Annotated in this window: 26 protein-coding genes; 10 read left to right on the top strand and 16 right to left on the bottom strand. The window is 71.0% G+C overall.

Going from position 1 to position 25,914, the window contains the following annotated elements; translation table 11 throughout:
* Positions 1-51: 51 nt before the first annotated feature.
* Both AC3CH1_RS20260 and AC3CH1_RS20255 read right to left on the bottom strand, forming a co-directional pair.
* A complete protein-coding gene (locus tag AC3CH1_RS20260; RefSeq protein ID WP_488464216.1) occupies positions 52-1,140 on the bottom strand; it encodes a FecCD family ABC transporter permease in 1,089 nt (362 codons plus the stop codon).
* On the bottom strand, positions 1,137-2,204 hold the full coding sequence (locus AC3CH1_RS20255; protein ID WP_488464215.1) for a FecCD family ABC transporter permease: 1,068 nt from the start codon (positions 2,202-2,204) through the stop codon (positions 1,137-1,139). Before AC3CH1_RS20255 ends, AC3CH1_RS20260 begins: the two co-directional genes overlap by 4 nt.
* A 212-nt stretch (positions 2,205-2,416) precedes the next feature.
* On the opposite strand from AC3CH1_RS20255, the gene AC3CH1_RS20250 reads away from it, so the two are divergent.
* On the top strand, positions 2,417-2,989 hold the full coding sequence (locus tag AC3CH1_RS20250) for an MSMEG_1061 family FMN-dependent PPOX-type flavoprotein (protein ID WP_488464214.1): 573 nt from the start codon (positions 2,417-2,419) through the stop codon (positions 2,987-2,989).
* A gap of 35 nt (positions 2,990-3,024) precedes the next feature.
* Here the strand turns inward: AC3CH1_RS20250 and AC3CH1_RS20245 are convergent, their stop codons facing one another.
* Together AC3CH1_RS20245 and AC3CH1_RS20240 are read right to left on the bottom strand one after the other, a co-directional pair.
* Positions 3,025-3,417: an SCO4402 family protein gene (locus tag AC3CH1_RS20245; RefSeq protein WP_488464213.1), complete on the bottom strand. Its 393-nt coding sequence runs from the start codon at positions 3,415-3,417 to the stop codon at positions 3,025-3,027.
* Between the two features lie 3 nt (positions 3,418-3,420).
* Positions 3,421-5,328: an RHS repeat domain-containing protein gene (locus tag AC3CH1_RS20240; protein WP_488464450.1), complete on the bottom strand. Its 1,908-nt coding sequence runs from the start codon at positions 5,326-5,328 to the stop codon at positions 3,421-3,423.
* Positions 5,329-6,601: 1,273 nt separating this feature from the next.
* Between AC3CH1_RS20240 and AC3CH1_RS20235 the strand changes: the two genes are divergently transcribed.
* The gene (locus AC3CH1_RS20235) at positions 6,602-7,150 is read left to right on the top strand and encodes a hypothetical protein (protein ID WP_488464212.1); all 549 of its coding nucleotides are present in this window, start codon (positions 6,602-6,604) and stop codon (positions 7,148-7,150) included.
* A 76-nt stretch (positions 7,151-7,226) separates the two neighbouring features.
* Here AC3CH1_RS20235 and AC3CH1_RS20230 read toward each other — a convergent pair whose 3' ends face one another.
* Positions 7,227-7,841: a GNAT family N-acetyltransferase gene (locus tag AC3CH1_RS20230; RefSeq protein ID WP_488464211.1), complete on the bottom strand. Its 615-nt coding sequence runs from the start codon at positions 7,839-7,841 to the stop codon at positions 7,227-7,229.
* Between the two features lie 65 nt (positions 7,842-7,906).
* Here AC3CH1_RS20230 and AC3CH1_RS20225 point away from each other — a divergent pair, with 65 nt between their 5' ends.
* A complete protein-coding gene (locus tag AC3CH1_RS20225; protein ID WP_488464210.1) occupies positions 7,907-8,128 on the top strand; it encodes a hypothetical protein in 222 nt (73 codons plus the stop codon).
* 102 nt (positions 8,129-8,230) lie between these two features.
* On the top strand, positions 8,231-8,704 hold the full coding sequence (locus AC3CH1_RS20220; protein WP_488464209.1) for an NUDIX hydrolase: 474 nt from the start codon (positions 8,231-8,233) through the stop codon (positions 8,702-8,704).
* Between the two features lie 151 nt (positions 8,705-8,855).
* Here AC3CH1_RS20220 and AC3CH1_RS20215 read toward each other — a convergent pair whose 3' ends face one another.
* Positions 8,856-10,379 carry a catalase gene (locus tag AC3CH1_RS20215; RefSeq protein ID WP_488464208.1) on the bottom strand — a complete coding sequence of 508 codons (1,524 nt, stop codon included), beginning with the start codon at positions 10,377-10,379 and terminating at the stop codon, positions 8,856-8,858.
* A gap of 144 nt (positions 10,380-10,523) precedes the next feature.
* Positions 10,524-10,790: a GlsB/YeaQ/YmgE family stress response membrane protein gene (locus tag AC3CH1_RS20210; protein ID WP_488464207.1), complete on the bottom strand. Its 267-nt coding sequence runs from the start codon at positions 10,788-10,790 to the stop codon at positions 10,524-10,526.
* Between the two features lie 340 nt (positions 10,791-11,130).
* On the opposite strand from AC3CH1_RS20210, the gene AC3CH1_RS20205 reads away from it, so the two are divergent.
* Complete coding sequence (locus AC3CH1_RS20205; RefSeq protein WP_488464206.1) at positions 11,131-11,301, top strand: hypothetical protein; 171 nt, start codon at positions 11,131-11,133, stop codon at positions 11,299-11,301.
* Positions 11,302-11,350: 49 nt separating this feature from the next.
* Here the strand turns inward: AC3CH1_RS20205 and AC3CH1_RS20200 are convergent, their stop codons facing one another.
* The gene (locus AC3CH1_RS20200; RefSeq protein WP_488464205.1) at positions 11,351-12,334 is read right to left on the bottom strand and encodes an NAD(P)/FAD-dependent oxidoreductase; all 984 of its coding nucleotides are present in this window, start codon (positions 12,332-12,334) and stop codon (positions 11,351-11,353) included.
* A 76-nt stretch (positions 12,335-12,410) separates the two neighbouring features.
* Positions 12,411-12,824, bottom strand: coding sequence for an ATP-binding protein (locus AC3CH1_RS20195; protein ID WP_488464204.1), 414 nt, complete (start codon positions 12,822-12,824; stop codon positions 12,411-12,413).
* 113 nt (positions 12,825-12,937) lie between these two features.
* Here AC3CH1_RS20195 and AC3CH1_RS20190 point away from each other — a divergent pair, with 113 nt between their 5' ends.
* Together AC3CH1_RS20190 and AC3CH1_RS20185 are read left to right on the top strand one after the other, a co-directional pair.
* Entirely contained in the window at positions 12,938-13,774 is an 837-nt protein-coding gene (locus tag AC3CH1_RS20190) for a helix-turn-helix domain-containing protein (protein WP_488464203.1), read from the top strand.
* Positions 13,771-14,043, top strand: coding sequence for a DUF397 domain-containing protein (locus AC3CH1_RS20185; protein WP_488464202.1), 273 nt, complete (start codon positions 13,771-13,773; stop codon positions 14,041-14,043). The genes AC3CH1_RS20190 and AC3CH1_RS20185 overlap by 4 nt, the downstream gene beginning before the upstream one ends.
* Positions 14,044-14,117: 74 nt before the next feature.
* Here AC3CH1_RS20185 and AC3CH1_RS20180 read toward each other — a convergent pair whose 3' ends face one another.
* The 3 genes from AC3CH1_RS20180 to AC3CH1_RS20170 all read right to left on the bottom strand — a co-directional run bounded on the left by AC3CH1_RS20180 (position 14,118) and on the right by AC3CH1_RS20170 (position 16,438).
* Positions 14,118-14,360 (bottom strand): hypothetical protein, encoded by a 243-nt coding sequence (locus AC3CH1_RS20180; RefSeq protein ID WP_488464201.1) that lies wholly within the window; start codon positions 14,358-14,360, stop codon positions 14,118-14,120.
* A 194-nt stretch (positions 14,361-14,554) separates the two neighbouring features.
* Positions 14,555-15,427, bottom strand: a complete 873-nt coding sequence (locus AC3CH1_RS20175; RefSeq protein WP_488464200.1) for an AraC family transcriptional regulator — start codon at positions 15,425-15,427, stop codon at positions 14,555-14,557.
* Between the two features lie 129 nt (positions 15,428-15,556).
* The gene (locus tag AC3CH1_RS20170) at positions 15,557-16,438 is read right to left on the bottom strand and encodes an NAD(P)-dependent oxidoreductase (protein WP_488464199.1); all 882 of its coding nucleotides are present in this window, start codon (positions 16,436-16,438) and stop codon (positions 15,557-15,559) included.
* Positions 16,439-16,578: 140 nt separating this feature from the next.
* Here AC3CH1_RS20170 and AC3CH1_RS20165 point away from each other — a divergent pair, with 140 nt between their 5' ends.
* On the top strand, positions 16,579-17,166 hold the full coding sequence (locus AC3CH1_RS20165; RefSeq protein WP_488464198.1) for a TetR/AcrR family transcriptional regulator: 588 nt from the start codon (positions 16,579-16,581) through the stop codon (positions 17,164-17,166).
* A gap of 28 nt (positions 17,167-17,194) precedes the next feature.
* Here the strand turns inward: AC3CH1_RS20165 and AC3CH1_RS20160 are convergent, their stop codons facing one another.
* Complete coding sequence (locus AC3CH1_RS20160; protein WP_488464197.1) at positions 17,195-17,335, bottom strand: hypothetical protein; 141 nt, start codon at positions 17,333-17,335, stop codon at positions 17,195-17,197.
* Positions 17,336-17,590: 255 nt separating this feature from the next.
* Positions 17,591-17,824 carry a hypothetical protein gene (locus AC3CH1_RS20155; RefSeq protein ID WP_488464196.1) on the bottom strand — a complete coding sequence of 78 codons (234 nt, stop codon included), beginning with the start codon at positions 17,822-17,824 and terminating at the stop codon, positions 17,591-17,593.
* Between the two features lie 216 nt (positions 17,825-18,040).
* On the opposite strand from AC3CH1_RS20155, the gene AC3CH1_RS20150 reads away from it, so the two are divergent.
* Positions 18,041-19,051: a YdcF family protein gene (locus AC3CH1_RS20150; protein ID WP_488464195.1), complete on the top strand. Its 1,011-nt coding sequence runs from the start codon at positions 18,041-18,043 to the stop codon at positions 19,049-19,051.
* Positions 19,052-19,171: 120 nt separating this feature from the next.
* A complete protein-coding gene (locus tag AC3CH1_RS20145) occupies positions 19,172-21,466 on the top strand; it encodes a FlgD immunoglobulin-like domain containing protein (RefSeq protein ID WP_488464194.1) in 2,295 nt (764 codons plus the stop codon).
* 118 nt (positions 21,467-21,584) lie between these two features.
* On the opposite strand, the gene AC3CH1_RS20140 is transcribed toward AC3CH1_RS20145, so the two are convergent.
* The gene (locus AC3CH1_RS20140; RefSeq protein WP_488464193.1) at positions 21,585-22,976 is read right to left on the bottom strand and encodes a hypothetical protein; all 1,392 of its coding nucleotides are present in this window, start codon (positions 22,974-22,976) and stop codon (positions 21,585-21,587) included.
* A gap of 57 nt (positions 22,977-23,033) precedes the next feature.
* Positions 23,034-25,517 (bottom strand): glycoside hydrolase family 3 N-terminal domain-containing protein, encoded by a 2,484-nt coding sequence (locus AC3CH1_RS20135; RefSeq protein WP_488464192.1) that lies wholly within the window; start codon positions 25,515-25,517, stop codon positions 23,034-23,036.
* Between the last annotated feature and the right edge of the window lie 397 nt (positions 25,518-25,914).

The raw sequence follows: 25,914 nt of genomic DNA, 5'->3' as shown, positions 1-25,914 counted from the left end.
GTCGCCATGCCCTGTTGGTACGCCGCCATGTCCTGCTGGTACGTCGCCATCTCAGCCCCCGCCGCCCACGCGGTTGGCGCGCGCCAGGAGCAGGAGCAGATACGGGGCGCCGATGATGCTCGTGACCACGCCCACCGGCAGCTGCACGGAGGGCAGCGCGTGCTGCGCCGCGAAGTCGGCGACCAGGACCAGCAGCGCCCCGGTCAGGGCCGCCTGCGGCAGGGCCGCGCCCCGGCCCGGGACCAGGCGGCGGGCGATCGGGGCGGCGACGAACGCCACGAACCCGACGGGTCCGGCGGCGGCGGTCGCGACCCCGGCGAGCGCGGTCGCGCAGCCCAGCAGCGCGAGCCGCCCGCCCTCGACCTTCGCGCCGAGCCCGGCGGCGGCGTCGTCCCCGAGCTGGAGGGGGCGCAGCGCGTGGGCGGCGAGGACGGTGAGCGGGACGAGGACGCCGAGGGCGATGAGCAGCGGCCACACCTGGCCCCAGGAACGGCCGTTGAGGCTGCCCGCGAGCCAGCGGAACGCCTCCTGCGCGTCGGTGACCTCGGAGCGGGCCATCACGTACCAGACGACACTGGACAGGCCCATGCCGACGCCGATCCCGACGAGGACCAGGCGCTGGCCGGCGATTCCCTGCCGCCAGGCGAGCAGGTAGATGACCGCCCCGGCGACCAGCGAACCGGTGAGGGCGCTCGCGGAGAGGGCGACTCCGCTGACCTGGAAGAGCAGGGCGGCGGTGACGGCGACCGCGCTGGCCCCGGCGCTGATGCCGATGAGGTCGGGGCTGGCCAGGGGGTTGCGCAGGACGGTCTGGAAGACGGCTCCGGAGAGGCCGAATCCCGCGCCGACGAGGATCGCGAGGAGGGCGCGGGGCAGCCGCAGTTCCAGGACGACGAACCGCGATCCGCCGTCGCCGCCGCCGAACAGGGTGGCGACGACCTTCCCGATCGGCATCACCATGTCGCCGAAGCTGAGCGAGACGCCGAACATGACGATCACGGCGGCCAGCAGGGCGGCGCCGACGAGGACGGAGCGCCGGAGGCTCCGGCCTCGTACGGCGGACACCTGGCGTACGGCGTCGGCGAGCCGCTCCTGGTCCGCGCGGGCGGCGTCCTCGGCAACGGGGGTCGGCAGGCTCACAGCTCCACCAGCTTCCTGCGCCGGACCAGCCAGATGAACGGGACGCAGCCGATGGCGGCCGTGATCACGCCGACCTGGACCTCTCCGGGGCGGGCGATGACCCGGCCGACGATGTCGGCGATGAGGAGCATGACCGGGGCGAGCACCATGCTGTACGGGAGCACCCAGCGGTAGTCGGGTCCGGTGATGAGCCGGGCGGCGTGCGGTACGGCGAGCCCGACGAAGCCGATGGGCCCGGCGACGACGGTGGCCGCGCCGCAGAGGATCACCACGGCGAGGGCGGACACCAGGCGGATGGTCCCGACGCGCTGGCCGAGGCCGCGGGCCAGGTCGTCGCCGAGGGAGAGGGCGTTGAGCTGCGGTCCGAGGGCCAGTGCGAGGACGACGCCGACCGCGATGAACGGCGAGACCTGCCACAGCACCTCGGAGGACCGGGCGGTCAGCGCGCCGAGCTGCCAGAACCGGAACTGGTCGTAGCTGCCGCGGTCCTGGAGGAGGATCGCGCTGGTCACCGAGGTGAGCACGGCGCTGGTCGCGGCCCCGGCGAGCGCCAGCTTCACCGGCGTGGCGCCTTCCCGCCCGAGCGAGCCGACTCCGTGGACGAGGAGGGCGGCGAGCAGCGCGCCGAGGAAGCCGAACCAGATGAACTGGGTGGCGACGGTGAACCCGAGCAGGGTGATCGAGCAGACCACGGCCACGGACGCGCCCGCGTTGATGCCGAGGAGCTGGGGGTCGGCGAGGGGGTTACGGGCGACGCCCTGCATCACCGTGCCCGCGAGGCCGAGCGCGGCGCCCGCCAGCAGCCCGGCGACGGTGCGCGGGATGCGGACCTCCTGGACGATGAGCTGCCCCTTGACGGCCGTGTCCGGGTCGAGCACGCCGTCGACGACGTCACGGAAGGGCACGTCACCGGAGCCGATGGCGAGGCTGGCGACGACGGTGAGGAAGAGCACGGCGAGGGCGGCGAGCAGCCCGAGCGCGAGTACGGGCCGGCTGCGCTTGCGCCGCGTCTCCTTGCCGCCGCGCGACGGCTTCTCCTTCGCCAGGAGGGCCGGGCCGCTCACGACCCGGCCACCGGGGCGGCCGGAATGCGGTGGTGCACTGTTCGTTCCTCAACCCTTGCTCGTCGGCGCCGGGAGCTCCCCCGGGCACGGATGACGCCCTCGTCGACCGGTCCACCCCGGACGGGGAACACAAGGGGGCCCAAAGTAAGGTCACCCTAACAGCGCCTGTTCGACAGCGCGCTGCCGCACCCCACGAGCTCCGGAGCACTTCCTTGTCGTACGCCGCCGCCCCCTCCGCCCCCGCCACCGGTCCGCTGGCCGGGGCCGTACCCCTGGGCTCGGCGGACGAACTGCGCGAGCTGCTGGGGACCCCGCACCCGATCGTCATCGACAAGGTCCACGACCGGCTCACCGAGGACGACCTGGACCTCCTGGCCCGCTCGCCGCTGTGCACCATGGCCACGTCGGACGCGGCCGGCAACTGCGACGCGACCCCGCGCGGCGGTGCCCCCGGCTTCACCCATGTCCTGGACCCGGGCACCATCGCCATCCCCGACCGCCCGGGCAACCGCCGCGCGGACAGCTTCCACAACATCCTGGCCAACCCGCGCGTGGGCCTGCTCTACCTGATACCCGGCGCGATGGACGTCCTGCGCGTCAACGGCCGGGCCCACATCGTCACGGACGCCCCGTTCTTCGACGCGATGACGGTGAAGGGCCAGCGCCCGAAGCTCGCCCTGGTCGTCGAGATCGACGAGATCTTCCGCCACTGCCCGGCGTCGCTGAAGCGGTCGGGGGTGTGGGCGCCTCAGACGTGGGCGGGCTCAGGAACAGCGGCGAGCTGAGCCAGCTTCCCCCTCAATGAGAACGGTGAGAATCTTCATCCCCGAGCGGATGTGTTTTCTCCGCCTGTTGCTGTGGACAGCACCTCCACCACGTTCGCTGATTCACGCCCTATCGGATCCCAAAGAGGGTCAGTTCCAGAGTTTTCACCAGTGAGTCCCCCGTCTTCGATAGCTGTCTCGAATGCCGCTCTCAGACGTTGAACAGCGTCTACTTCTCCTGGGCTCGCCAACGTAAGCCCAAGCGCGCCACGAGGATCATGCAGGAGACCACTCGTGTCGTACAGAAAGTTTACGAGATCATCAAAGTCCAGCTCTGATGAGTTCGCCTTTTGGAGGTTCAGCGCACGCCAGGAGGGATCAGCCAGCCTCGCGAGATGCTCCATTATGAGCATCCTCATCTCCGGATACTGCACATGTGCATCAATCACGGCTCACCCCGGAGAATCCCAACTCTTCCAATTGATCCACTCACTGTACGGTATATGACCTGCAGCGTGTCCGCTCTTCAGAGTCCCGCCTTGGACCTGAGGTAGCGGCTTGCCATCGCGGCCAATTATGGCGCCACCGCTATTGATCACCACATGGTCCACCTTCTGAGAGTCCGCACCATTCGGATCACCTCTATCAACCCGAATGCTTGCCTGCTTGGGCCCCCTCCAGACGAACCCGTATTTGATTGACCCGCCCTTCTTCACAGAAGCTCTCATGCTTCGAGTCATCTCAGGGCCGCTCCAGCCGGCTCCACGCGGCACCTTCCCTGCGGCACCCTCGGGGAACCAACCGACGCCGTAGGACTTGGGGAGGCCTGCCGCGCCCCCCTTCCCACCAGGTCGACGTGCCGCACCGCCCAAACCGAACATGGCAGCCAAAGCGCCTGGAACCAGGTAACTATCGGACTCCGTATCCATCCCTTGTTCGGCAGCCCAAGCATCGTATTGGGCCCCGAGGTCACACCCTCCGGCCTCCTGGTTGTCACCCCAGCAGTCCTGATTGAACGGCGTGTACAGAAGCTCCGCCGCGCCCGCCGCATTCCTCAGCAAGCCAAGGAGAGATTCTCCGACAGGGTCAGGTTTGTGCAGAGAGACACAGCCGTGGTTCCCGCAAACTATCCCGCCGGGCCCGACGACAAGAGGAGCGCCGCCACCACCTCCACCGCCACCGCCACCGCCGTCGGTGCCCCCGGAACCGCCGGTCGGGGCCGTCCCGTTCCAGCCCGGCCCGCCGTCGCCGGGCGGCGAACTGGTGTTGATCGGGAACGACGGGTCCGGCTTGCCGCTGTTGTTCCCGGGCTGGCACCTGCCGTTCCCCGGGTCCAGACACGTACCGGTCGGGTCGGAGTTCGTGGCCGGGGCCTGGCCGGCGTAGCTGTAGCCGTTGAGCGTCTGGTGTTTGTCGATTTCGAGCAGCGGATCGACGCTGATGAACTGGCCGATCCCCGGGTCGTACTCGCGGGCACCGATATGGGTCAGGCCCGTCGCGGAGTCGGCCGGCTTGCCGAGGAACGCTTTGTCGTCCGGCCAGGCGGTCGGCTTGGGCCCGCGCGGAGCGCCGAACGGCGTGCTGTAGCGCTTCGTGACGGCCTGAGTGGTGGCATCGGTGGCGATGCTGCTGGTGCCGTGGTGGTCGGCGGCCAGGAAGCTGAGCTTGGTGCCGGCCGTGCCCGACGTGGCCGTACGGACGGCGAGCGTCTGACCCGCGGCGCTGTAGTAGCGCGTGCCCGTGACCGTCTTCGCGGTGCCCTTGACGGTGAGGCGTACCTCCGTCGAGCCGAGGTAGAGGACCGTGTCCCCGTCACCGGTAGCGCGGCGGATCAGCAGTTCCCCGTCCGCGTCGTACAGGTAGCTGGTCTCCAGGGCCGGCTTGGTCCCGACCGCCGGTTCGGTGGTGGAGGCCAGTTCACCCTCGGAGTTCCAGGCCAGGGTCTGGGTGGCCTGGGTGCCGGGACGGTTGGTCGTGTTGCCCGCCAGGTCGTAGCCGTACGTTGCGGCCTTCGCACCGGTGGTCTTCACCAGGGGGTGGGGCTGACCGGTCGGCGTCTTGTACTCGTAGCCGGTGGTCGCGTCACCGGTCGCGGTGTGGCTGGTCTCACTGCTGCGCTGGCCCGCGCTGTTGTAGCTGTAGCTCGTCCAGTACGGGGCCGCGCCGTCGAGGTTGGCCGTCGTGCGGCCGGAGGTGGCGCAGTCGGCGGACTTCGGGGTCCAGGCCTCGGTCAGGCGCCGGTGTGCGTCGTAGGTATAGCACTGGTTGTCGGCCTTGGTGCTGCCGCCCAGCGTGGTGGGGTCGAGGATCGACAGGACGTTCCCGGCGTCGTCGCGGGCGAAGTTGAGGTCCTGCAGCATGTACGGGTGGGTCTGGTCCGTCACATGGCTGCGCGTGAGGCGGCCGGTGCCCGGTTCGTACTTGTTGGTGATGTAGGTGTTCTTCGCACCCGCTCCCAGCGAGAGCTGTTCCACCTGGCCTATGGCGGAGTAGGTCACACCGAGGAGATAGGGGCTCGTGCCCGAGAGCTTCGTGACCAGACCGGTGGGGTCGTACGTGGCCGAGACGATCTCGGCGGCGAGGCCTCCGGCGCCGGGCTCCTTGGTGTTGGCAACGCTCCCGTCCGGGAAGTAGGCCGTACCGAAGGTCAGGGTGGACGTGACAGCCCCGGAGGTGACCATCGGCTCGTCGGCCGGCAGCACGACGGTGCTACTGGTGGGACGGCCGAGGGTGTCGTATGCCGTGACCTGCTTCTTGTACTTCTTGCCGGTGGCTCCGCCTACGTAGCGGGTGGACGCGTCGGGCAGCCCCTTGAGGAGCGTGTCGTAGGTCCAGTCCGCGAGCTTGTTGGCGTCCGATTGAGCGGTCTGCCACAGACCGGTCTTGCGGCCCTGCTCGTCGTACGCGTAGAGAAGCTTCGCGTTGCGCGAGTCCGTGGTGACGCCGACCTGGTCCAAGTCGGTGTACTCGGTGCGGGTGCGGCCCTTGTCCGGGTCGGTCGTGTCGGTCTCGCGGCCGAACAGATCGTAGGAGTAGGTCCACTTGGCGTCGTCGACGCCGGTGATCACCGACGGCTTGCTGTCACGGGTGTAGTCGTACTTCACCCGGGTGTACGGGGTGCCGGCAGCGGCTCCGTACGCCGTGTCCGTCGGAGTGGTGCCTCCGTAGGTGCGAGTCTCCGCGGTCCGGCCCAGCGCGTCGGTGATGGTACGAGTGGCGTTGCCGCCCTTGGTCGCGGTGGTGGCGGTCGAGTCTCCGGTGTAGCTGGTGGTGGTCGACCAGCGGTCCTCCCCGAACACGGTGAACGTGGTCGTCGTGGGCCGGGCCGCGGCATCGAACACGGTCCGGGTCAGCCCCGGGGTGTGGGCGTAGGAGGCACGGGCGTAGGTGCCGTTGGGGGCCTTCAGGTTGTCGTAGATGTCCGCGTACGTGAGGTTGTGGAGGAGCGCTCCGAGCGGGAGACCGTCTTCGCCAACCCCGATGGGACGACGTCCACGCTGGAGAAATCGATCACTCCGGTTCGCGTGGCTTCCGGCCCCGAGAACTTCAGGGATCACTGACTGCTACGGCGATCCCCGCCCCACGCCGACGGACGGCGTGCCCAAACCCAGGCGGGTCGCTAGCATCCACGGCATGATCAGCGATCCCGTGGCCGAGCTGCGTCTTGAGGGTGCACCGACGGTGGAGCACATCGACTTCGAGGCCCTCGACGGATTCCGCTTCGCGGACGGCGGGGGGTTCCCGGATTCCTATCGGGCGTTCGTTCGCCACGCGGGGTGGGGACGCACCTTCGGGATGTGGCTGGTCTATCCACCGGTCCTGCCGGAGTACGCCGACGGCCTGCACGGTCGGGCCGACCGGCTCACGGCGCGTCTTCGCGCGAGCTACCGAGAGGGCGAGGCCGAGGAGTTCGACTGGATGATCGAGCCGGACGGCCACTGGTACCTGGCGGCCACGCTGGAGGTCTTCGCGTGGAGCGAGAACGGCGATGCCCTGGTGTGGAACACCGCATCACGCGACAGGAACGGGGAGTTCGCCGTCTGGGAATCGCGTGGTTGCGACTCGCTGCACCACCTCGGCGCCGACCTCCGTCAGGCGCTGCCGCTGATGCGCGCCCGCTCCGACCAGGCCTTCGGGCCGCGCCCGTTCGCCGTGGAGCCCCTCCCCGCCGCCCGCCTCTGAACAGGCCGGCGCGCCGATCGTGGTCATACACTCGACGCGGCGGGCGGGGCCTCGGGCCCCACCCTCCGTCGTTCTGCTAGCGCCCGGCCGGGCGCGGCTCCCGCCGCATCACCCACAGCGCCGGGCCGCCGCCGGGCAGTGCCGCCTCGCCCAGCACCGTGAAGCCGAAGTGCTCGTAGAAGGGCAGGTTGTCCGGCTTGGAGGACTCCAGGTAGACCGGCAGTCCCGCCGCGTCCGCCTTCGCGAGCCCGGAACGCAGCAGCGCCGCCCCGTGCCCCTGCCCCCTGGCGGCCGGGTCCGCGCCGACGACCGCGAGGTACCAGTGCGGTTCCTTGGGTCCCTGCTCGGCGGCTGCCTGGACGGCCTCCCGGAACAGGGGCGCCCGGTCGCCCAGGATCTCCTCCAGCTCCGCGACGGTCTCCGCGTCGGGAACGGCCTTCTCCTGCCCCTCCGGCGACACCCAGAACGCGGCCGCCGACCCGGTGCGCTCGCACACCCCGTGGCGGCCGTACTGCCGGGTGAAGATCGTGGTGAAGTAACGGACCAGGTCGGGCTCGCGCGAGGCCCCGCCGGGGAAGAACCACCCCATCATGGGGTCGTCGGCGAAGGCGCGGGCCAAGATGCGGCTGATCGACGGGGCATCGTCGAGCGTGGCCGCCTGAGGCGTGTTCTTTATCGACATACAGGTCATTCTGCACCGCGATGATCTTGAGCGGTGAGGGGGGTGGCGAGAACGGCCGGCGTTCGGCAAGGCCTGTGCGACCACGCGTACGCCGTCGGTGCCTCCCGGCCCGCGCCGGCCGGAACGCCGCCCGCCTTCTGCTGGTACTGGGCGCGATCCAGGTGGCCGCCACGGCCGTGGCGTTGTTCGTCGGCCTCACCCCGCTTCTCCTGACGGCACTCCCCGCACTGCTCCTTCTCGCACTCTGCTACGGCGTGGAGCAGCGCGCCGCCCGTGCCCGGCGGCACGGCCCCTGACCGCCTCGCAAGGCCCCCGCGAGGTCGACCCACCAGGACGACGGGCGCCCGGAGCCGGACACGGCATGGCCGACCGTGCCCGCCGCGGCCTAGTCTCCCCGCATGGATCGGCGACTGGCCGCGTACGCGGTGTGCATCGAGGACGGGCGGGTGCTGCTCGCGCTTGCCGTGGGTCCGGGCGGCGAAAGGACGTGGACCCTCCCGGGCGGCGGGGTCGAGCACGCGGAGGATCCGTACGACGCGGTGATCCGGGAGGTCGCCGAGGAGACCGGTCTGGAGGCCGTCGTCGAGCGTCTGCTCGGGGTGGACTCACGGGTGGTTCCGGCGGGCGAGCGCCGCCGGCCCGGTGCGCCCGAGCTGCAGAACGTCGGTGTCTTCTACCACGTACGTGTCACCGGTGGCCGACTGCGGCCCGAGCCGAACGGCGACACCGCCGAGTCGGTGTGGACCCCGCTGCCCGAGGTCGCCTGCCTGCACCGGTCGTCGCTGGTGGACGTCGGGCTCGCCCTGGCGCGGTCCCTTCCGCCCTCGGGGCACGTCGCCCCGGTCTCGGTCGGCGGCCTGATCCAGCACTGAGCGATGCCGTGTGGAGGGGTCCGGAGCACGGTGGCGGGCCGCTGCACCTTCGCCTTGAGCGCCCGGGCCCACGGTGCGGGGGAGCAGACGGCGAGGCCCTCGCCCCGTCGGTCCGACGGGGCGAGGGCCTTGCTGGACGGCCGGGCCCGCCTCAGGCCTTGCGCTGCATCGACGAGCGCGCCGGGTTGCTCTGCTCCGCCGCCTTCGGGTCTTTCTCGCCCGCCTTCGCGCGTACGCCCTGCTCGACGCGCTTGCCGAGGGTGGCGTCCACGTTCGTCCAGTACTGGAACGCCCGCTTCAGCACCGGCTCGGTCACCCCGTTCAGCAGGTGGCCGACGATGTTGTCCACCAGCCGGTCCCGCGCCGCGTCGTCCATGACCTCGCGGACCAGGGTGCCCGGCTGGCCCCAGTCGTCGTCCTCGGCGTGGTCCACGTAGGCGGCCCGGGTGATGTCGCCGTCCGCGTACCAGCTCGGCGGGGTGCCGTAGCGCTCCGTGTCGGCCGCCGGGCCGCCCTTGGAGTTCGGGGCGTAGACGGGGTCGGTGGTCTTCCGGTACGCCATCGCCCCGTCCTTGGAGTACGTGTGCACCGGGACGACGGGGGCGTTGACGGGAAGCTGCTGGTAGTTGCCGCCGATGCGGTAGCGGTGCGAGTCCGCGTAGCTGAACAGCCGCGCCAGCAGCATGCGGTCCGGGCTCGGGCCGATGCCCGGCACCAGATTGTTCGGCTGGAAGGCCGCCTGCTCGATCTCGGCGTGGTTGTCCGTGGGGTTGCGGTCCAGCGTCATCCGGCCGACCTCGATCAGCGGGTAGTCGCCGTGCGGCCACACCTTGGTCAGGTCGAACGGGTTGAAGCGGTAGTCCTTCGCATCCTCGTACGGCATGATCTGGACCTTCAGCGTCCAGCTCGGGAACTCCCCGTCGCGGATGTGCTCGAAGAGATCACGCGTGTGGTAGTCCGTGTCCGCGGCGGCCATCTGGTCGGCCTCGTGCTGCGTGAACGTCTCGATGCCCTGGTCGGTCTTGAAGTGGTACTTCACCCAGAACCGCTGGCCCTCGGCGTTGATCCACATGTACGTGTGCGAGGTGTAGCCGTTCATGTGGCGCCAGGTCCGCGGGATGCCCCGGTCGCCCATCAGCCAGGTGACCTGGTGGGCCGACTCCGGCGAGAGGGTCCAGAAGTCCCACTGCATGTCGTGGTCGCGGAGGTTGTTGTCCGCGCGGCGCTTCTGCGACCGGATGAAGTGCTGGAACTTCATCGGGTCCTTCACGAAGAACACGGGGGTGTTGTTGCCCACCATGTCGTAGTTGCCTTCGCTGGTGTAGAACTTCACCGCGAAGCCGCGCGGGTCCCGCCAGGTGTCCGGGCTGCCCCGCTCCCCCGCGACGGTGGAGAACCTGATGACCAGGTCGGTCGTGGCGCCGGGCTGGAAGAGCGCGGCCTTCGTGTACCGGGAGACGTCCGCGGTCACCTCGAACGTGCCGAAGGCGCCGCTTCCCTTGGCGTGCGGCTGGCGTTCGGGGATGCGTTCGCGGTTGAACTGGGCCATCTGCTCGATCAGGTACGAGTCCTGGAGCAGGATCGGCCCGCCCGGGCCGACGGTGAGCGAATGCTCGTCGCTCTCCACCGGGGCGCCGGAGTCGGAAGTGGTCGGCTTGCGAGAGGTGTCGGTCATGTCGTCTTTTCCTCTTGTTTGTCTTCCGCAGACGTGTCGGCGATGACTCCTACTACGGCTGCCCTACTGACCCTCTGCCAATGTAGGCAAACCCGGACGGATTGACTCGTCGTGGAATCGCTCCCGATGGTCCTCCGTGCCGCGTCAGCGCGATCGCCGTCCCGCGACCAGTCGGTAGACGAGCAGGACGATCACCGAGCCGACGACAGCGGCGATCCACGTCGACAGGCTGAAGAATCCGTCGATCGAGTCGACGCCGAAGATCACCTTGCCCAGCCAGCCGCCGAGCAGCCCGCCCACGATGCCGATGAGGATCGTGACGAGGCAGCCCCCGGGGTCCTTGCCGGGCGTCAGCGCCTTGGCGATGAGCCCCGCGAACAGGCCGATGAGGATCCAGGCGATGATGCCCACGGAGATCTCCCTTTACGTTGCCGACGCCCGGCCACCCTCGTGGTGCCGGACCCTCCGCGTATCCCCTCAACCGGAACTCACACATCCACCGGGCCCCGCCCATCACCCGGGAGCCCCGTCATTGACCTGCCTGCGTTACGCCGGACGGGCAGGGGCGTGGACCGACACGGGCGCCCTCACCGGCGGAGGCGGAGCCGACTGAGTACTTTCCCTCTCCTCTCCGAGTACGGCGCCGTCTCCGCCGAACCGACCGAACCGTGCGAGTCTTCACCCGAAGGAGCCGGGGGCTCCGATCACTCGGTCTCGGGTGATGGGGCGGGACAGGGACGGGGACGGAGCCATGGATCTGTTCGACGGGGAGCTGGGCGGGCGCGACGAGCCGGCGGGGGGACCCGGGGGCAGTTGTTCCTGGGTCACCGCCGTGATCCTCGGAATTCTGGTGCTGCTGGCGGTGCTGGTGCATACGTTCTTCGGGTGGGCGCGAGACCTCCTGGGGGCCGTGTTCTCGTAACCGCGCCCCCACCCGTGCAGCGGCGTCCCGTCCTCGCAGCGGTGCCCCGTCAGCCGCGCCGCCGCGCCTCCACCGCGTCACGGGTGTCCTCGGCGATCAGGGCGCCGTTGATGGCCGATGCCGCCATGAGGCCGGCCGCGGCGGCGCCGATGACCTGTTCGGTGAGGCGGGTGACATTGCCCGCCGCCCAGACTCCGGGGGCCTCGGTCGCGCCTGTCGGGTCGGTCGGGATGTACGTGCCGATCACCTCGCCGCCCATCTCCTGCGCGACCGGGACCAGCCCCAGCGATTCCAGTACGGCCGAACGCGCCACGAAGCGCGCCTGGACCACCAACGCCTCGCGCGGGATCACCCGGCCGCCGGCCAGCCGTACGCCGGTGAACCGGTCGTCCGCGACCTCCAGGCCCGTCACCTCGCCGTCCACCACGGCCACGCCCCTGGCCGCCAGCTCCTCGTACTCCTCGTCCGTCGGCTCCGGGCCCGTGTGGCGGAAGAGGGTGACGTCCTCGCTCCACTGCCGCCACATCAGCGCCTGGTGCACGGCGAGGGCCCCGGTGGCGAGCACGCCGATCGGACGGTCCGCCACCTCGTGGCCGTGGCAGTACGGGCAGTGCAGCACCTCGCGCCCCCAGCGCTCCGCCAGGCCGGGCACGGGCGGCAGCTCGTCGACGAGCCCCGTCGTCACCAGCAGCCTGCGCGCCTCGACGCTCCGGCCGCCCTCCGTGGCCACCCGGAAGCCCCGCTCCCCCGGCAGCCGCTCGGCCGAGGCCACCCGGCCCTCGACGATCTCCGCCCCGTACCCGGCGGCCTCGCCCCGCCCGATCGCCAGCAGCTCGCCGGGCGGGGTCGACTCGCGGCCCAGGTAGTTGTGCACGTGGGACGCGGGCGCGTTACGAGGCTCGCCCGCGTCGATCACCAGGACCGAGCGCCGGGCCCGCGCCAGGGTCAGCGCCCCGCTCAGGCCTGCGGCCCCGCCGCCCACGATCACCACGTCGTACCGCTGCTGCTTCATGTCGTCACTCCTGCTCTCCATGCGGACCACCTCCGGTTGATGGAGATGGTGCGCGCAACCAGGCGGAAACGACAAACATCATTGCCGAAACGGCAAGTCAGGAGAGAGCGAACTCGCACCACACGATCTTGCCGGGGTTCCGCTCCCCCACCCCCCATTTGTCCGCGAGCGCCGCGACCAGCAGCAGCCCGCGCCCACCCTCGTCGTCGGCCCCCGGCAGACCGTCCACCGGGCGCACCTCGCCGTCGCCGCTGTCGTGCAGTTCGACGCGGAGCGCGTTCTCGATCCGCTCCAGATAGATGTGGACCTTGAAGCCACGCCCCGGCGGGACGCCGTGACGCAGGGCGTTGGTCGCCAGCTCGGTTACGCAGAGCAGCACATCATCCATACGCTTCTCGCACTCCCACTCGACCAGCGCCTTGCGGGCGAACTTGCGTACGACCGGGATCGACCTGCGCTCACGGCAGTAGAAGGCGGCGCGGAAGTAGGGGAGTTGAGTTGTCTCGTTCATGCTTCCACGCTCACACGGTGTAACTACGCTTCAGCAGAGCCGAGAGACGTACAAAAGCTTTTGTACGGGTTCTGACGGGTTGACAGCGGGACCAGAAGGGGGAGAGCCAGGCCATGCAACCGGGAACACACAGCATCAGGCGAGTCACTTCATGGCAGTTGATCGGCGCGCAGTTGCGCCACTTCCGCAAGATCGCCGGGCTGACACAGGCCGTCCTCGCCGAACACCTCGGGGTGGGCGAGGACACGATCGCCTCGATCGAGCAGGGACGGCGGGCGCTCCAACTGGACCTGGCCGTCCAGCTCGATGAACTGCTGGACACCAAAGGGGCACTCAAGGTCGCCGTGGAGCGGGTGCCGAAGAAGGAGCGGTATCAGGCACTGGTCAAGGACTTCGTGCAGTACGAGCAAGGCGCGGTGAGCCTGTTCTCCTATGAATCCCAGCTCATCCCGGGGCTACTGCAGACCGAGGCGTACGCGCGACTGATCTTCTCCAGTCACTACCCGCCACTCGAAGAGGAGGAGATCGAGAAGCGGGTGACGACCCGACTCGATCGGCAGAAGATCCTGGAGCGCAAGCCCCGCCCCATCCTCCACTTCATCCTGGAGGAGAGCATCCTGCACGCGGAGTTGGGCGACCCCGAGGTCATGCTTGAGCAGCTCCTCCACCTGCGACGCTGCATGGACCTGCCCTTCGTCAGCATCCAGGTCATGCCGCGGAAGACGCCGAAGCACGCAGGGCTCGCGGGACCGCTGGTCCTGCTGGAGACTCCCGATCACGATCAGCTCGCGTACGTCGAGATGCACCTTCGGGCGGAGCTGTACGACGATCCGGCTGACGTCAGCTCGCTCATGCAGAAATATGGGATGCTGCGAACGCAGGCGCTGACCGCCGAGGAAAGCGCCCGGCTACTGGACGCACTGCTCGCAGCCCTGCTTGGAGAGACATGAACCGCGCATCCCTCCCCGTCTCCCGTTCCGCCGCCCTCCACTGGTTCAAGTCGAGCTACAGCAGCGACCAGGGCGGCAACTGCGTGGAGATCGCCTACCACTGGCGCAAGTCCAGCTACAGCAGCGACCAGGGCGGAGACTGCGTAGAGGTCGCCGCCCACCCCTCAGCCGTCCACATCCGCGACTCCAAGGTGACCGACGGTCCTGTCCTCACCGTCGGGCCCGCCACCTGGAGCGCCTTCGTCCACGGCAGCGGCACCGCCCTCTGAAGCAGCCGACCCCGCCCCGCCCCCGGCCACCAACGCGGCTGAACGCGGGGCGGTTTCCGTCTGCGCGGACGGGATCAGTAGCGCACCCACAGCTCGTACACGCCCGGCTTGCCCGCGAACGGGTTGCAGATGAAGACGCGGCTCCAGAGAGCGTTGTCCGCGCCGGCGTTCCCTACGGCCTGGCACTCCGCCACGCTGCCGTGATGGCTGCGGAGGAAGAAGCCGGGGCCCGTCGCGGAGGCGGACGACGCGGTGCCGAGCAGCATCGTGCCGGCGGTCGCCACGGTCACCGCGAGAGCGGCAATACGTCTGTGCATGTCGGTAACTCCCTTTTCAGTCAACGCACATGACTGTGCATCAGTGAATGGTCAGAGCCGAACCGATCAGCGCGCGCCGCCGAGAAAAAGCTAGCGAGCCGGGCGCGCCCGCACAATAGGTCTGGACCAATAAGGCATCGCATATGCCCCATGGCCGTAAACCTCCGCCGTGCCGCATATTTCGTGCGGCTCGCTCAGCCCACGGAGGTCCGCTCCACCGGGATCCACAGCTCCGCCTCCGCCCGCTTCCCCTCCTCCGTCAGCCGCAACCGCAGGATCTCCGGGCCGGGCCGGGAGGCGTACGGGTTCGACGGGAACCACTGGGTGAACACGTCCCGCCAGAGGTACTGGAGGGCCCCCGGGAACTCTCCCTCGCTCTCGAAGACCGCCCAGGTCCCCGCCGGTACGTCCAGGGCGTCCAGGTCCTCCGGAGGCTCCGCGCCGCTCACCACCCCATGGTAGTAGTCGAGTTCGGTGCCCTCCGCGCGGCTCGGGTCGAGCTGGTCGCTCACCCCGACGATCCCCGGCGGCTCCTGGTCCGAGAGGGCCACGATGCGGTCCAACTCCTCCCGGCCGATCCCCCGGATGAACTCCGCGATGGCCGGATTCGGCCCCTCATGGATGAGCGGGACACGAGCCTTCCTGCCCACCACCCGGAATGCGTCCTTCTCCACAAGCTTGTACCGCATGGCTGTACTCCCTTCGACGACGAGCCGGAAGGTCAGCCGTTGCTGGGACCGCAGAACCGCACCGCTTCGCCGGGCCTCGCCGGGGCCGATGCCGTGCACGGCCCGGAAGGCGCGGGCGAAGCCCTCCCCCGTGTCGTAGCCGTACCGCACCGCCACGTCCAGCAGCGTCCGGTCGGGGGCGCCGAGCACCTCGGCCCCCGCGACCGTCATGCGGCGGCGCCGGATGTACTCCGACAGCGGGAGGCCCGCGAGCGCGGAGAACATCCGGCGGAAGTGGTACTCCGACGTCATCGCCATACGCGCGAGCTCCGCCGCCTCGATGCGCTCACCGAGATGCGTCTCGATGTGTTCCATCGCGTCGTTCAGCCGTTCCAGCAACCGCTGACTCCTTCCCTTGCTCGTTCACCGTAGGAAGGAACCAGAGTGCCGGACCCGACCGTCCGTGTCCGCGTCGGTCGGATCGGGCGGGTCGGTCGGGTTGGTCGGGCCGGCAAAGGGCCGCTCCCCCTACTTCCCGGGCTTCGCCATCAGCTCCACCAGGGACGAGACGCTGTCCGCGCCGTGCCCCGCCTCCACGCCCCGGCGGAACAGGTCGACGACGGCGGCCGGGAGGACCGTGTCGACGCCCGCGTCGGCGTTGGTGTGCAGGACGTGCTCGGCGCTCGCCAGCCCCATGGCCAGGCGGTCGACGTCTCCCAGGTGCACTCCGGCGTCGATGCGCTCCGCGTAGAAGGCGAAGGTCTCCGAGAGCGAGTTCGCCGTCTCGGCGGTGCTGGGCAGGATGTCGGCCGCTGTCAGACCGTTCGCGCGGGCGAGGGCGATCGCCTGCCAGAAACTCAGCAGCGAGGTCCAGAACACGGCCATGCCGATCTGGTAGTGGAGTGCGGCGAGCCCCGGGTCCTCGCCCTTGTGGTCGACCCGGCCCGTCAGCGCTTCGAGGACCGGCCGGTGCCGGTCGAACGCCCCGCGCGGCCCGCTGTAGAAGGCGTACGACTCGGGCTGCCCGATCCCCGTGGGCGACGCGTTGACGCCACCGGTGAGCTGTACGGCACCGTGCCCGGCCGCCCAGTCGGCTCCGGCGCGGGCCTCCTCGGGCGTGGCGGAGGTGAGGTTGATCAGGACGCGGCCGTCCAGGGCCCGCGTCGCGGTCCCCAGTACGGCGTTGACCGCCACGTAGTCCGTGAGGCTGATGATGGCCACCTCGTTCGCCGCGATGGCGTCGGCGGGGCTCTGTGCGAGGGTCGCCCCTCGGGCCACCAGGTCGTCCGCGCGGGAGGCGGTGCGGTTCCAGACGGTGACCGCGAAGCCGCGGTCGAGCAGGGCCGCGGCCATCGCCCGGCCCATGGGGCCCAGTCCGATGACGGTGACCGCGTTCTGTGCGTTGTGCATTGCCTGCCTCCAACAAGCCGGTCAGGACAGAGGGCCAGACCTCCCGCCCCGACTAAAATGATCGCTCTATTCAGAGCGTGCCGAAAAGCTAGCACAGCCCTAGAACGAACGCTCTACCCAATGCCCGCTACAGTGGTGGCATGCAGACCAGCACCCGGGACCGGATCGTCGTGGCGACCGCGCGCCTCCTCCAGCGGCAGGGCTACGTCGGCACCGGCATCAAGCAGATCGCCACGGATTCGCAGGCCACGCTCGGCTCGATCTACCACTTCTTCCCGGGCGGCAAGGAAGCCGTCGCGGTCGCCGCGATCCGGTACAGCGCGCAGGAGTTCGCGACACTCCTGAAGGAAGCCCTGGACAGCGAGCCCGACCCGGCGGAGGCGGTGCTCTCCTGCACCCGTCAGCTGGCCGCCGGGCTCAAGGAGTCGGGCTGGGTCGACGGCTGCCCGGTGACGGCGGCGGCGCTGGAGACGCTAGGGACCGACTCGGAGCTCCAGCAGGTCTGCGCCGACGCGCTGAACGGCTGGGAGCGGCTCGTCCGCGACAAGTTGCTGGGCTGCGGATTCCCGGTGGAGCACGCCCGCGAGCTGGCGACCACCACCATCAGCGCCATGGAGGGCGCCGAGGTCACCGCCCAGGTCAACCGTAGCGAGGAGCCCCTTCTGGCGGCAGGCCGACAGCTGGCCCGGCTCATCAGGTCGTACGAGGTCGACGCCCCCGGCCGCTGAGGCCCTACCAGTACAGCCGACCGCCTCCTCAGTCCAGGCCGGACAGGTCGGACGGGTCGGACTGCTCGGACGGGTCGGACAGGCCGGATAGGTCAGACAGGTCGGACAGGTCGAACACGAAGCGGTAGCGGACGTCGTTTCGCCGGAGGCGGTCGAGTGCCGGGTCCACACCTGTGACGACGGAAGGACCTCGACGTCGGCGGCGACGCCGCTGACAGGACCTGTCTCCGACCTGGCCCGTCCACCGGGCCGCCGCCGGAGCGGGCGCCTGCCCGCAGGTCGACCTCCTGGCCTGACCGGGGGCCGCACGGCCGGGCCCGGCGGCTGGGCGGCGGGCGCTGGGCGCTGGGCGCTGGGAACGGAGAAGGGGATGAGGACGACCCTTCGGTCGTGCCCATCCCCGTCATCCCCGTCCCCAGCCGGCTCAGCTGAGCTGGGCGCCTTCCACGGTGCTGGTGACCGTGCCGGCGGTGGAGGTGGTGGCCTTCGCCGCGCCGTCGACCAGCGCGCCGAGCTCGCCGACGTTGTCCAGCGTGCCCAGGCTGACGGGCGGCTCGGCGGCGTGCGCGGTGTCCCCGCCTCCCGGGGGCGGGGAGATGGCGGCGATGACCGCTCCGGCGGCGAGGGTGACGGCGGCGAGTACGCTTCGCTTCTTCATGCCGGGTTCAACGGCTCGGCCCCCGCAAAGGGCACGCCCCGATCGAGATTCACCGTCTCCATCACGGCCGCCGCACCCCGGAGACGGCGTCCGCGCGGCGCGGCTCTCCCACCGTCAGTCCGCCGACGGCGGCACCGGCGGACATGCCGACCCCCCTCCAACCCCACCCCCCACCTCGCCGTCAACCACTCCCTGAGCTCTGCCTAGTCTGTGCGCATGGTGGTCTACGCCCCAGCGGCGCTCCTTTTCCTCGTCTTCTGTGTGAGCGTGCTGCGCGAGCGCCGCAAGTTCAGCAACGCCGTCTTCCTCGGGCTCGCCGCGCTCTGTGCGCTGGCCGGCCTGCTCTACCGGCTCGTCGACTCCGGCTCCGCCTCCGCGCCCGTCGTGGTGTGGTCACTGCTGGGCCTGGGGGCGGTGGCGGTGCTCGTACTGACGTGCTTCCTGTTCCTCAACGGCGTACGCATGCTGCGCAAGGAGGGCAGGAGTCCGGCGAATCTGCTGTCCCTGCTGGCGGCCCTGGCCGTCCTCGCCGTGGTCGCCCTGCTCGCCACCGCCGCCGCCCTGCGGACGCCGATACTGATCGGCGCGGCGACGGCTGCCGGCGGGCTGGCGCTCTACTTCTCGTTCCTGTTCCTGTGCTTCGTCTGTTACGCGTTCCTCTACGGGCGGCTGCGGGTGCGCCGCAAGGCCGACTTCGTGGTCGTACTGGGCTCGGGGCTCGTCGGCGGCTCCACCGTGCCCCCTCTGCTGGCGAGCCGGCTGAAGCGCGCCCGGGAGGTGCACGCACGGCTCTCCCGACGCGGCGGGTCCCCCGTGCTCATCACCTCGGGCGGGCGGGGGCCCGACGAGGACCTGCCGGAATCCCACGCGATGGCCGACCACCTGGTGGCCGACGGCTTTCCGGCGCACCTCATCGAGCGGGAGGACCGGTCGACGAACACCGAGGAGAACCTGCGGTTCAGCAAGGCGATCATGGAGGAGGCCAAACCCGACTACCGGTGCGTCGTCGTCACGAACAACTACCACGCCTTCCGCGCCGCCCTCACCGCCCGGCGGGTCCGGATCCGGGGGCAGGTGGTGGGCTCGCCGACGGCCGCGTACTTCTGGCCCAACGCGACGCTCCGCGAGTTCGCCGCGATCCTGGTGGACTACCGGCGGAGCAACACGGTGATGTGTGTGCTGATCACCCTCGGCGGAGTGGCCGCCTGGTGGGTGAACTGGCGGTAGCAAGCAAGCTCCGTACCACCGTTCACGCATGTTTTGGCCACAACTCCCCCACATATGAATAAGCTTGATCATGTGCGCATCACAGATGCGCACTATCGGTCAACTGACAAGGGGGGTCAGGTGTCCCGACACCTGTACACGAACAGCCGCAGCCGACGTACGGGGCGGACCGCGGGGGCGGCGGCCGTCGCGGTGGTGCTGGCCGCAGGGCTCGCCACGGCGCTGCCGGCCACCGCGCACGCCGCCGGGGCGGCGGCCGCCGCCGAGGTCCTGATACCCGCGCCCGACGCCTTCGGCGAGGGGCCCGAGAAGATCCTGGCGACCGGCAGGCAAGGCGTACTGCACCGCGAGGGCGACGACTACCTCTGGACGAACTCGTACAACTCCCGGACCAGGGTCGTCACCGAACTGGCGGGCGTGCCGGAGGAACGGCTCGTGGGGGGCCACGACGAGCACAACCGGGCGATCTACACCCAGCAGCGTGCGGACGGCGGGACCGACATCGTACGGATCGGCATCGAGGACCCGGCCTTCACCAACAGGTCCACCGTGCCCGCCCGATACCTCAACCTCCGCTTCGCGGGCGGTTGGACGGTGGCCACCGTCGACAAGGGCGACGGGACGTACGAGATGCGGGTGCCCCGGGGCGGGGACCCGTCGGCGGATCCCCTCGTGCGGCTGCCCGCCGGGGCCACCACGGGTGCCGAGCCCGTGGTGCTCGGCGGGCAGGGCAGCGAGGTCCTCATCGGCTACCGCCTCGCGGACGGTTCCCCGGGCTACGGCATCCTGACCGCGTACGACGGCCGGGTGAAGCCGCTGCCCGTGACCGGGGACGCGAGCAGCTTCCGCCTCACCCAGATGACGGTCAGCTGGTTCTCGCGGAACGGCAGCGGAGGCCAGGGGGTCCGGATCCTGCCGCGCAGCGGCACGGGCACGCCGAAGATCGTCCCGCTGGCCACGGAGTCCACGGAGAGCGAGGTCACCTCGTTCGTCGTGGAGGACAGCATCGTCTGGCACGAAGGCCTCGGCGGCCCGCTGCGGCTCACACCGCACGCCGGTGTGGACACCGAACGCACCCTCCTGCCCACCGTCGAGTTCGCCCAGCTCCGGGCCGAGGGGTACGGAGACGTACTGGCCCTGGGCAAGGACGCCCACGGCAAGCGGGCCATCCACGCGTTCAACCAGGACGGCAGCGGGACCGTCTTCGACCTGGTCATGCGGGAGGTGCCCGAGGTCAAGACGGCCGACGGCGAGATCGGCGCGCTGAGCCTCGACCGGGGGCGGCTGCGGTACGTCAACTCCCTGGTCGGCAAGGACACGCTGCACGGCAAGGCCGTCGGGGCCGGCCTCGACCCGGCGGAGGGTGCGCGGCTCGCGGACTTCCCCGGACTCGCGGCGGGCCGCTTCGCCGACGGCACGGACGAGGGTCTCGCCCGGCTGGTCACCGACCCGGCCACCGGCAAGGACACCCTGGTGACCGGCGACGACCCCGAACAGCAGTCCCAGGGCCTGGCCCTGCCCGGCACCGGCGGCCGCATCCTCGACGCCTCACCGGAGTTCGTCCTGTACGAGGCGGGCGGCCGGAGTTACGTCGTCGACACCACCCGCGACCTCGTCGTCCGCGACCAGCCGGTGCAGGGCGCGGTGCTCGACGGGGACAGGCTGATCAAGTCGGCGCCGGGCAACCCCGGCACGGTGAACGTGGTCGACCCGCGCTCCGGGCGGGCGACCGCGAACCACGATCTCGGCGTCGACTGCGTGCCGAGCGAACTCCAGCGCAGCGGGACCCTGTTGTACTGGAGCTGCGCCTCCGAGGACGCGGCGGGCGTGTACGACACGGCGACCCACCGGGACTACCCCGCGCCGGTCTCCGGGGTCCTGCTGGGCGACCGTTTCCTGGCCGCGCGCGACGGGTCCGGGGAGCTGCGCCTCACCGCTCTGCGCGTGGACGGCTCCACTGCGGACCTGGGCACCGTCACGGGCGTGAAGCAGCCCGCGGCCGGCGACGGACGGGGCACCACCTGGACGCTGGACGCGGACGCGGGCAAGCTCGCCTGGGTCGGGACCGACGACACCGTCTACGTCACCGCCCCGCAGCAGGCGGTCTCGCCCCTGGGCGTCACCCACAGCACCGTGCCCGCCACCTCGGCGGGCGCGTGGAGCGCCGCGTGGTGGCTCACCAAGCCGGCGGCGTCCTGGCAGCTCACCCTCACCCGTCGCTCGACCGGCGAGACCGTCCGCACCTGGACGGGCGAGGACACGCGCGGAACGGTGAAGGTCAGCTGGGACGGTACGTCCGCCTCCGGCGGCCCCGTACCGGCCGGCGGCTACACCTGGCGGCTGACCGCCGCGCCGGCGGACGGCTCGGGCGCGGACGCCACGGCCTCGGGCACGCTGCGGGTCACCACCGGCTGAGCGCGAAGCCCACACGGTCCGGGGCAGCCCTCCGCCGGCCCCGGACCGTCAGCCTGACCCCGGGCCCCGGCTGAGGGGATCCGCCGGGGCCAGGGGCGTCGCGGGAGGATCCGGAGGCTCAGAAGCCGCCGCCGTCGAAGCCGCCGCCCCCGAAGCCCCCGCCGTCGCCGAAACCGCCGCCCCCGCCGAAGCCCGAGGCGTCGAAGTCGGAGCCGGAGAAGTCACCGCCGCCCCATTCGCCGCCCGCGCCGCCGCCGAAGTCACCGCCGCCGTACTCGGAGGCGTACGCCGGAGTGGCGAGCATCGAGCCGAGCATGGTGCCGACCAGGAGGCCGGGGAGCAGGCCGCCGCCGAAGTAGCCGCCGGCCCAGGGCCCGTACGCCGGGCCCGCTTCCCAGTACGGGCGGCGGTTGCCGTCGCCGACGTCGACCGTACGGCTCATGGGGTCCTCGCCCCGGCTGAGCCGGGCCTCGTCCGCGCCGCAGACCGGGACCTCCCGGGACGCGCCGCCGGACGGGGTCCACAGGACCTCCGTGACCGCCGTGCCGTGGCGCGGGTCGAAGAAGCACGGCGGGCGGCGGGCCGGGATCTTTGCGCCGGTGCGGCGGGCCTCCAGGACCGCGAGGGAGTAGCGGCCGTCCTCCAGGGACCGGGTGACTTCGCGTACGTCGGAGGGGTGTCCGGCCCTGTCCATCTTCGACTTGGCGCTCTCGTAGGAGTCCAGGGCCCGTTCGTAGTCGGCGCGCATGGTGTCGTCCGCGCCCGGTTCGGCGGGGTGGAAGTCCAGGCGTTCCAGGGTTTCGCCGTACGCGGTGATGTCCTCGTCGACGACGACCCGGAGCTTGTCGAGCGCCTCGCGCTCCTCTTCCTCCTTGCGGCGCTTGTTGCGGCGGGAGATCGCGTTCGCGCCCGCGCCGCCCGCCGCGACGAGCGCGCCGAGCGTGATCAGGCCGCCGACCGGGGCTCCGGACCCGTCCGCCGCGCCCGAGCCGCCGGACCAGGAGGCGGGGGCGTTGCCCCGGGCCTGTTCGACGGCGCGGTCGACGAAGGCGTTGAGCTGGGTGTCGGCGTCGCCGGCGGTGGTGGGGTTCTCCACGGCGGCGGTGAGGTTGTCGACCGCTCGGGTCGGCATGACCTGCGGGTCGGCACCCGCGTCGAAGCCGTCGCCGAGGCGGACCGCGTAGACGCCGGTGATGCCGGTGTCGCTGCGCAGGGTCTGGAGGAGGCCTTCCTCGGGGAAGGCCGGGGCGTCGGGGAGGACCGCCACGAACACCGGCTTGTCGGCGTCCGTGATCTTGTTCTCCAGGGCCTTCTCGTCAGCCACGGAGAGCTGATCGCGGGCGCCCGGGTCCACGTACACCGGGTCGTCGCGCAGGGCCTGGGCAGCGTCCTGGATGGTCGCGGCGGGCGCGGCGGGCGCGGCCGAAGCGGGGGAGGTCAGGGCGAGGGCCGCCGCTGCGAAGATGAGCAGCAGGCCCGCCAGCAGCGCGGGGAAGAGCCTTTTCCTCATACTTAACGCTACTCCAGACGGGCGACGAACGCCGTCGCCCGTCTGGAGAGCGGGTGCCTACGCGGCTCGGTACGCCGTGCGCAGCCTGTCCACCGCCCCGGTCAGATCACCGGTGAGCAGCAGGTGGTCCGCCTCCGCGAACGGCTTCGAGACCTCCTGCCCGAACGTCCCGTCGATCGTCCGCTGGACCAGCAGCCGGGCCCGGTCCACGATCGCCCTGCCCGCCGGGGTCTTCCCCAGGTGCGCCTCCTCGGCGGCCCGGGCGGCGGCGGCGAGGGCCGCGAGGGCCGGTTCACCGCCGGCCGGGGGCTCCTTCAGGGTGGTCAGGCCCCAGCCGTACGGAAACTGCGGGTCGTAGGCGGTGTCCCCCACGTTGATCGGGAGCTGGGCCTCCGACTTCGGCCAGGTCACCGGGGACTGTCCGGTGAAGGCCCGCCTGCCGTAGAGGACGTCGGCGACGCCGTCGCCCTCGGAGCCCGGCAGCCAGGAGGCCACCAGTGCGTTGAGCTCGGCGAGCCGGTCGCCGATGAGCTGGGGGCGGCCGGAGACGATGAGGACGGCGCAGTCCATGGCGGCGCAGACCGTGTCGACCGCTGCCCGGTCGGCGGCCGTCAGTTCCAGGTCGTGCCCGTTGCCGACGTCGCCGATGCCTTCGGCGTACGGGGTCTCGCCGACGACGACCACGCCCACGTCGTAACCGTCCGTGGCGGCGGAGGCGTCCGGGGAGAACGTCACGGACTCGGGGGTTCGCGCCGCCTTTCGCATGCCCTCCAGGATCGTCGTGCCGGTGGTGGTCGCCCCGGAGGCCCCCTGCCAGCTGGTGGTCCAGCCGCCGGTCTGGTTGCCGATGTCGTCGGCGTTGGACCCGGCGACGTACACCTTCTGGCCGGGCCCGATCGGGAGGAGGGCTCCGTCGTTCTTCAGCAGCACCTGGGACTTGGCCACCGCCTCGCGGGCCACGGCGCGGTGCTCGGCCGAGCCGACCATGTCCAGGTGGGTGGTGTCCGCGTACGGCTTCTCGAAGAGACCGAGGCGGAACTTCTGGGTGAGGATGCGGGCGACCGCGTCGTCGATCCGGGCCTCGGGGACGCGGCCCGCGACCACCTCGTCCTCCAGGGTCTTCGTGAAGTCCTGGTACGCGGTCGGGACCATGATCATGTCGAGTCCGGCGTTGACCGCCGTGACGACGTCACTGGCGTAGTCACCGGGGAGCTGGTCGATGGCCTGCCAGTCGCTGATGACGAAGCCCTCGAAGCCCATGCGGTCCTTGAGGACGCCGTTGATCATCTCGGCGTTGGCGTGCATCTTCACCGGGCCCTCGTCGTCGCCCAGGACGTCCAGCGAGGAGAACGAGGGCATGATCGTGCCGACGCCGCGCTTCACCGACTCCTCGAACGGCGACAGGTGCACGGCCTCCAACTCCTCGCGGGTGACCCGGGTGACGCCCTGGTCGACCGTGTACGAGCCGGTGGTGGAGGAGCCGTACGCGGTGCCGCCGTCGCCGACGAAGTGCTTGGCGCTGCCCAGCACCTTGTCGTTGCGGTGCAGGTCCTTGCCGGACGGACTGCCCTGCATGCCCTGGATGACCGTCTCCATGGCCTCGACCAGGGCGGGGTCCTCGCCGAACGCCTCGTAGGAGCGGCCCCAGCGTTCGTCGCGGGTGACGCAGACGCAGGGGGCGAAGTCCCACGGGACGCCGGTGGCGCGGACTTCCTTCGCCGTGATCGCGCCCGTCCGCTCCGCGCTCTCCGGGTCGCGGCCCGCGCCGATGCCGATGTTGTGCGGCATGATCGTCGCGCCGACCACGTTGTTGTGCCCGTGCACCGCGTCCACGCCGTAGATCAGCGGGATCTGGAAGCGGGTGGTCCGGGTGCGCAGCTGGTAGGCGTCGGTCATCCTCGCCCAGGCGGCCGCCGTGTTGGGGGTGGGGGCCGAGCCGCCGCCGGAGAGCAGCGAGCCGAGGCCGTAGGCGGCGATGTCGCCGGGGACGCGGAGCGCGCCGCGCTCGGCCTGGGTCATCTGGCCGGCCTTCTCAGCGGGCGACATGCGCCCCAGCAGATCCGCCACCCGCTGCTTGATGGGCAGTCTCGCGTTCTGGTACGGGAGTCCGTGGGCGTCGATGACGACCTGCGGGTTCTCCTCGGGGGCCTTGGCGCCGCTGACGGTCAGCTCCAGCGGAACCGTCTTCGCCACGGCGGGCTTCGGCGCCTTCGCCGTGCGGACGGTCACCGTGTGGGTGGTGCCGGAGGCGGTGCCCGCGGGGAAGGTGTGGCTGCCGGTGACCGGGGTGTAGTCCTTCCCGGCCTCGGCGGTGCCGCCCTTGGTGGTGTACGCGACGGTGACGGGCTTCTCCGTGGGCGCGGAGTCGGCGGTGGTCACGGAGAGGCCGACTTCCGCGCGGTCGCCGTTCTCCACCGGGTGGACGGCCTTGTCGGTGACGACGCCGGGGGTGGGGGCCGGGTCCGCCGCCGCGGCGGGGCCGGTGGGCGGGCCGGCGAGCAGGGTGGCCAGCACGACCCCGGCGGCGAGAGCGGCCGTCACGGGTCCCGCTCCGTCCTTCCGGGGCCGGGAGCGGGGGTGCGGTGCGCGGTGCATGGGGGCGCTCTCTCTCTTCCTGCGGTCGAGGCCGGCCCCCGTGCACGATCGTGATCCGGCCCGGGAATTCGATCAGGGGCGGGACGGTGTGGGTGATGAACACGACCGAGAAGTTCGGCTGTTCCCTCGACTGTTCCCTCGACCGGACGAGCCGTCGCGGGGTCCGCCGCCGCATGACGCCATCGAGCGCGGGACCGTCAGGACTTCACGACGCCTCACGTCGGGATCGGTCCGGCTCCATCCGCCCTTCGGGCAGGGCGGGTCGGGTGCTCCGTCCCGGACGCGCGGGAGCCGCCGCCCTGTGACGGGCGGCGGCTCCCGCGCGACGCGGTCCTGGGCGTGC

It is taken from the genome of Streptomyces sp. MGP-P1 (assembly GCF_057766565.1).
This window is presented reverse-complemented; position numbering and strand designations above follow the sequence as displayed.

What these genes read in the sequence shown, in the direction of transcription:
- AC3CH1_RS20240 (WP_488464450.1), bottom strand. Translation starts at nt 5,328, where the DNA reads ATGCTGCAGGACCTCAACTTCGCCCGCGACGACGCCGGGAACGTCCTG.
- AC3CH1_RS20235 (WP_488464212.1), top strand. Translation starts at nt 6,602, where the DNA reads ATGATCAGCGATCCCGTGGCCGAGCTGCGTCTTGAGGGTGCACCGACG.
- AC3CH1_RS20230 (WP_488464211.1), bottom strand. Translation starts at nt 7,841, where the DNA reads ATGACCTGTATGTCGATAAAGAACACGCCTCAGGCGGCCACGCTCGAC.
- AC3CH1_RS20220 (WP_488464209.1), top strand. Translation starts at nt 8,231, where the DNA reads ATGGATCGGCGACTGGCCGCGTACGCGGTGTGCATCGAGGACGGGCGG.
- AC3CH1_RS20215 (WP_488464208.1), bottom strand. Translation starts at nt 10,379, where the DNA reads ATGACCGACACCTCTCGCAAGCCGACCACTTCCGACTCCGGCGCCCCG.
- AC3CH1_RS20205 (WP_488464206.1), top strand. Translation starts at nt 11,131, where the DNA reads ATGGATCTGTTCGACGGGGAGCTGGGCGGGCGCGACGAGCCGGCGGGG.
- AC3CH1_RS20200 (WP_488464205.1), bottom strand. Translation starts at nt 12,334, where the DNA reads ATGGAGAGCAGGAGTGACGACATGAAGCAGCAGCGGTACGACGTGGTG.
- AC3CH1_RS20195 (WP_488464204.1), bottom strand. Translation starts at nt 12,824, where the DNA reads ATGAACGAGACAACTCAACTCCCCTACTTCCGCGCCGCCTTCTACTGC.
- AC3CH1_RS20190 (WP_488464203.1), top strand. Translation starts at nt 12,938, where the DNA reads ATGCAACCGGGAACACACAGCATCAGGCGAGTCACTTCATGGCAGTTG.
- AC3CH1_RS20185 (WP_488464202.1), top strand. Translation starts at nt 13,771, where the DNA reads ATGAACCGCGCATCCCTCCCCGTCTCCCGTTCCGCCGCCCTCCACTGG.
- AC3CH1_RS20180 (WP_488464201.1), bottom strand. Translation starts at nt 14,360, where the DNA reads ATGCACAGACGTATTGCCGCTCTCGCGGTGACCGTGGCGACCGCCGGC.
- AC3CH1_RS20170 (WP_488464199.1), bottom strand. Translation starts at nt 16,438, where the DNA reads ATGCACAACGCACAGAACGCGGTCACCGTCATCGGACTGGGCCCCATG.
- AC3CH1_RS20165 (WP_488464198.1), top strand. Translation starts at nt 16,579, where the DNA reads ATGCAGACCAGCACCCGGGACCGGATCGTCGTGGCGACCGCGCGCCTC.
- AC3CH1_RS20155 (WP_488464196.1), bottom strand. Translation starts at nt 17,824, where the DNA reads ATGAAGAAGCGAAGCGTACTCGCCGCCGTCACCCTCGCCGCCGGAGCG.
- AC3CH1_RS20150 (WP_488464195.1), top strand. Translation starts at nt 18,041, where the DNA reads ATGGTGGTCTACGCCCCAGCGGCGCTCCTTTTCCTCGTCTTCTGTGTG.
- AC3CH1_RS20140 (WP_488464193.1), bottom strand. Translation starts at nt 22,976, where the DNA reads ATGAGGAAAAGGCTCTTCCCCGCGCTGCTGGCGGGCCTGCTGCTCATC.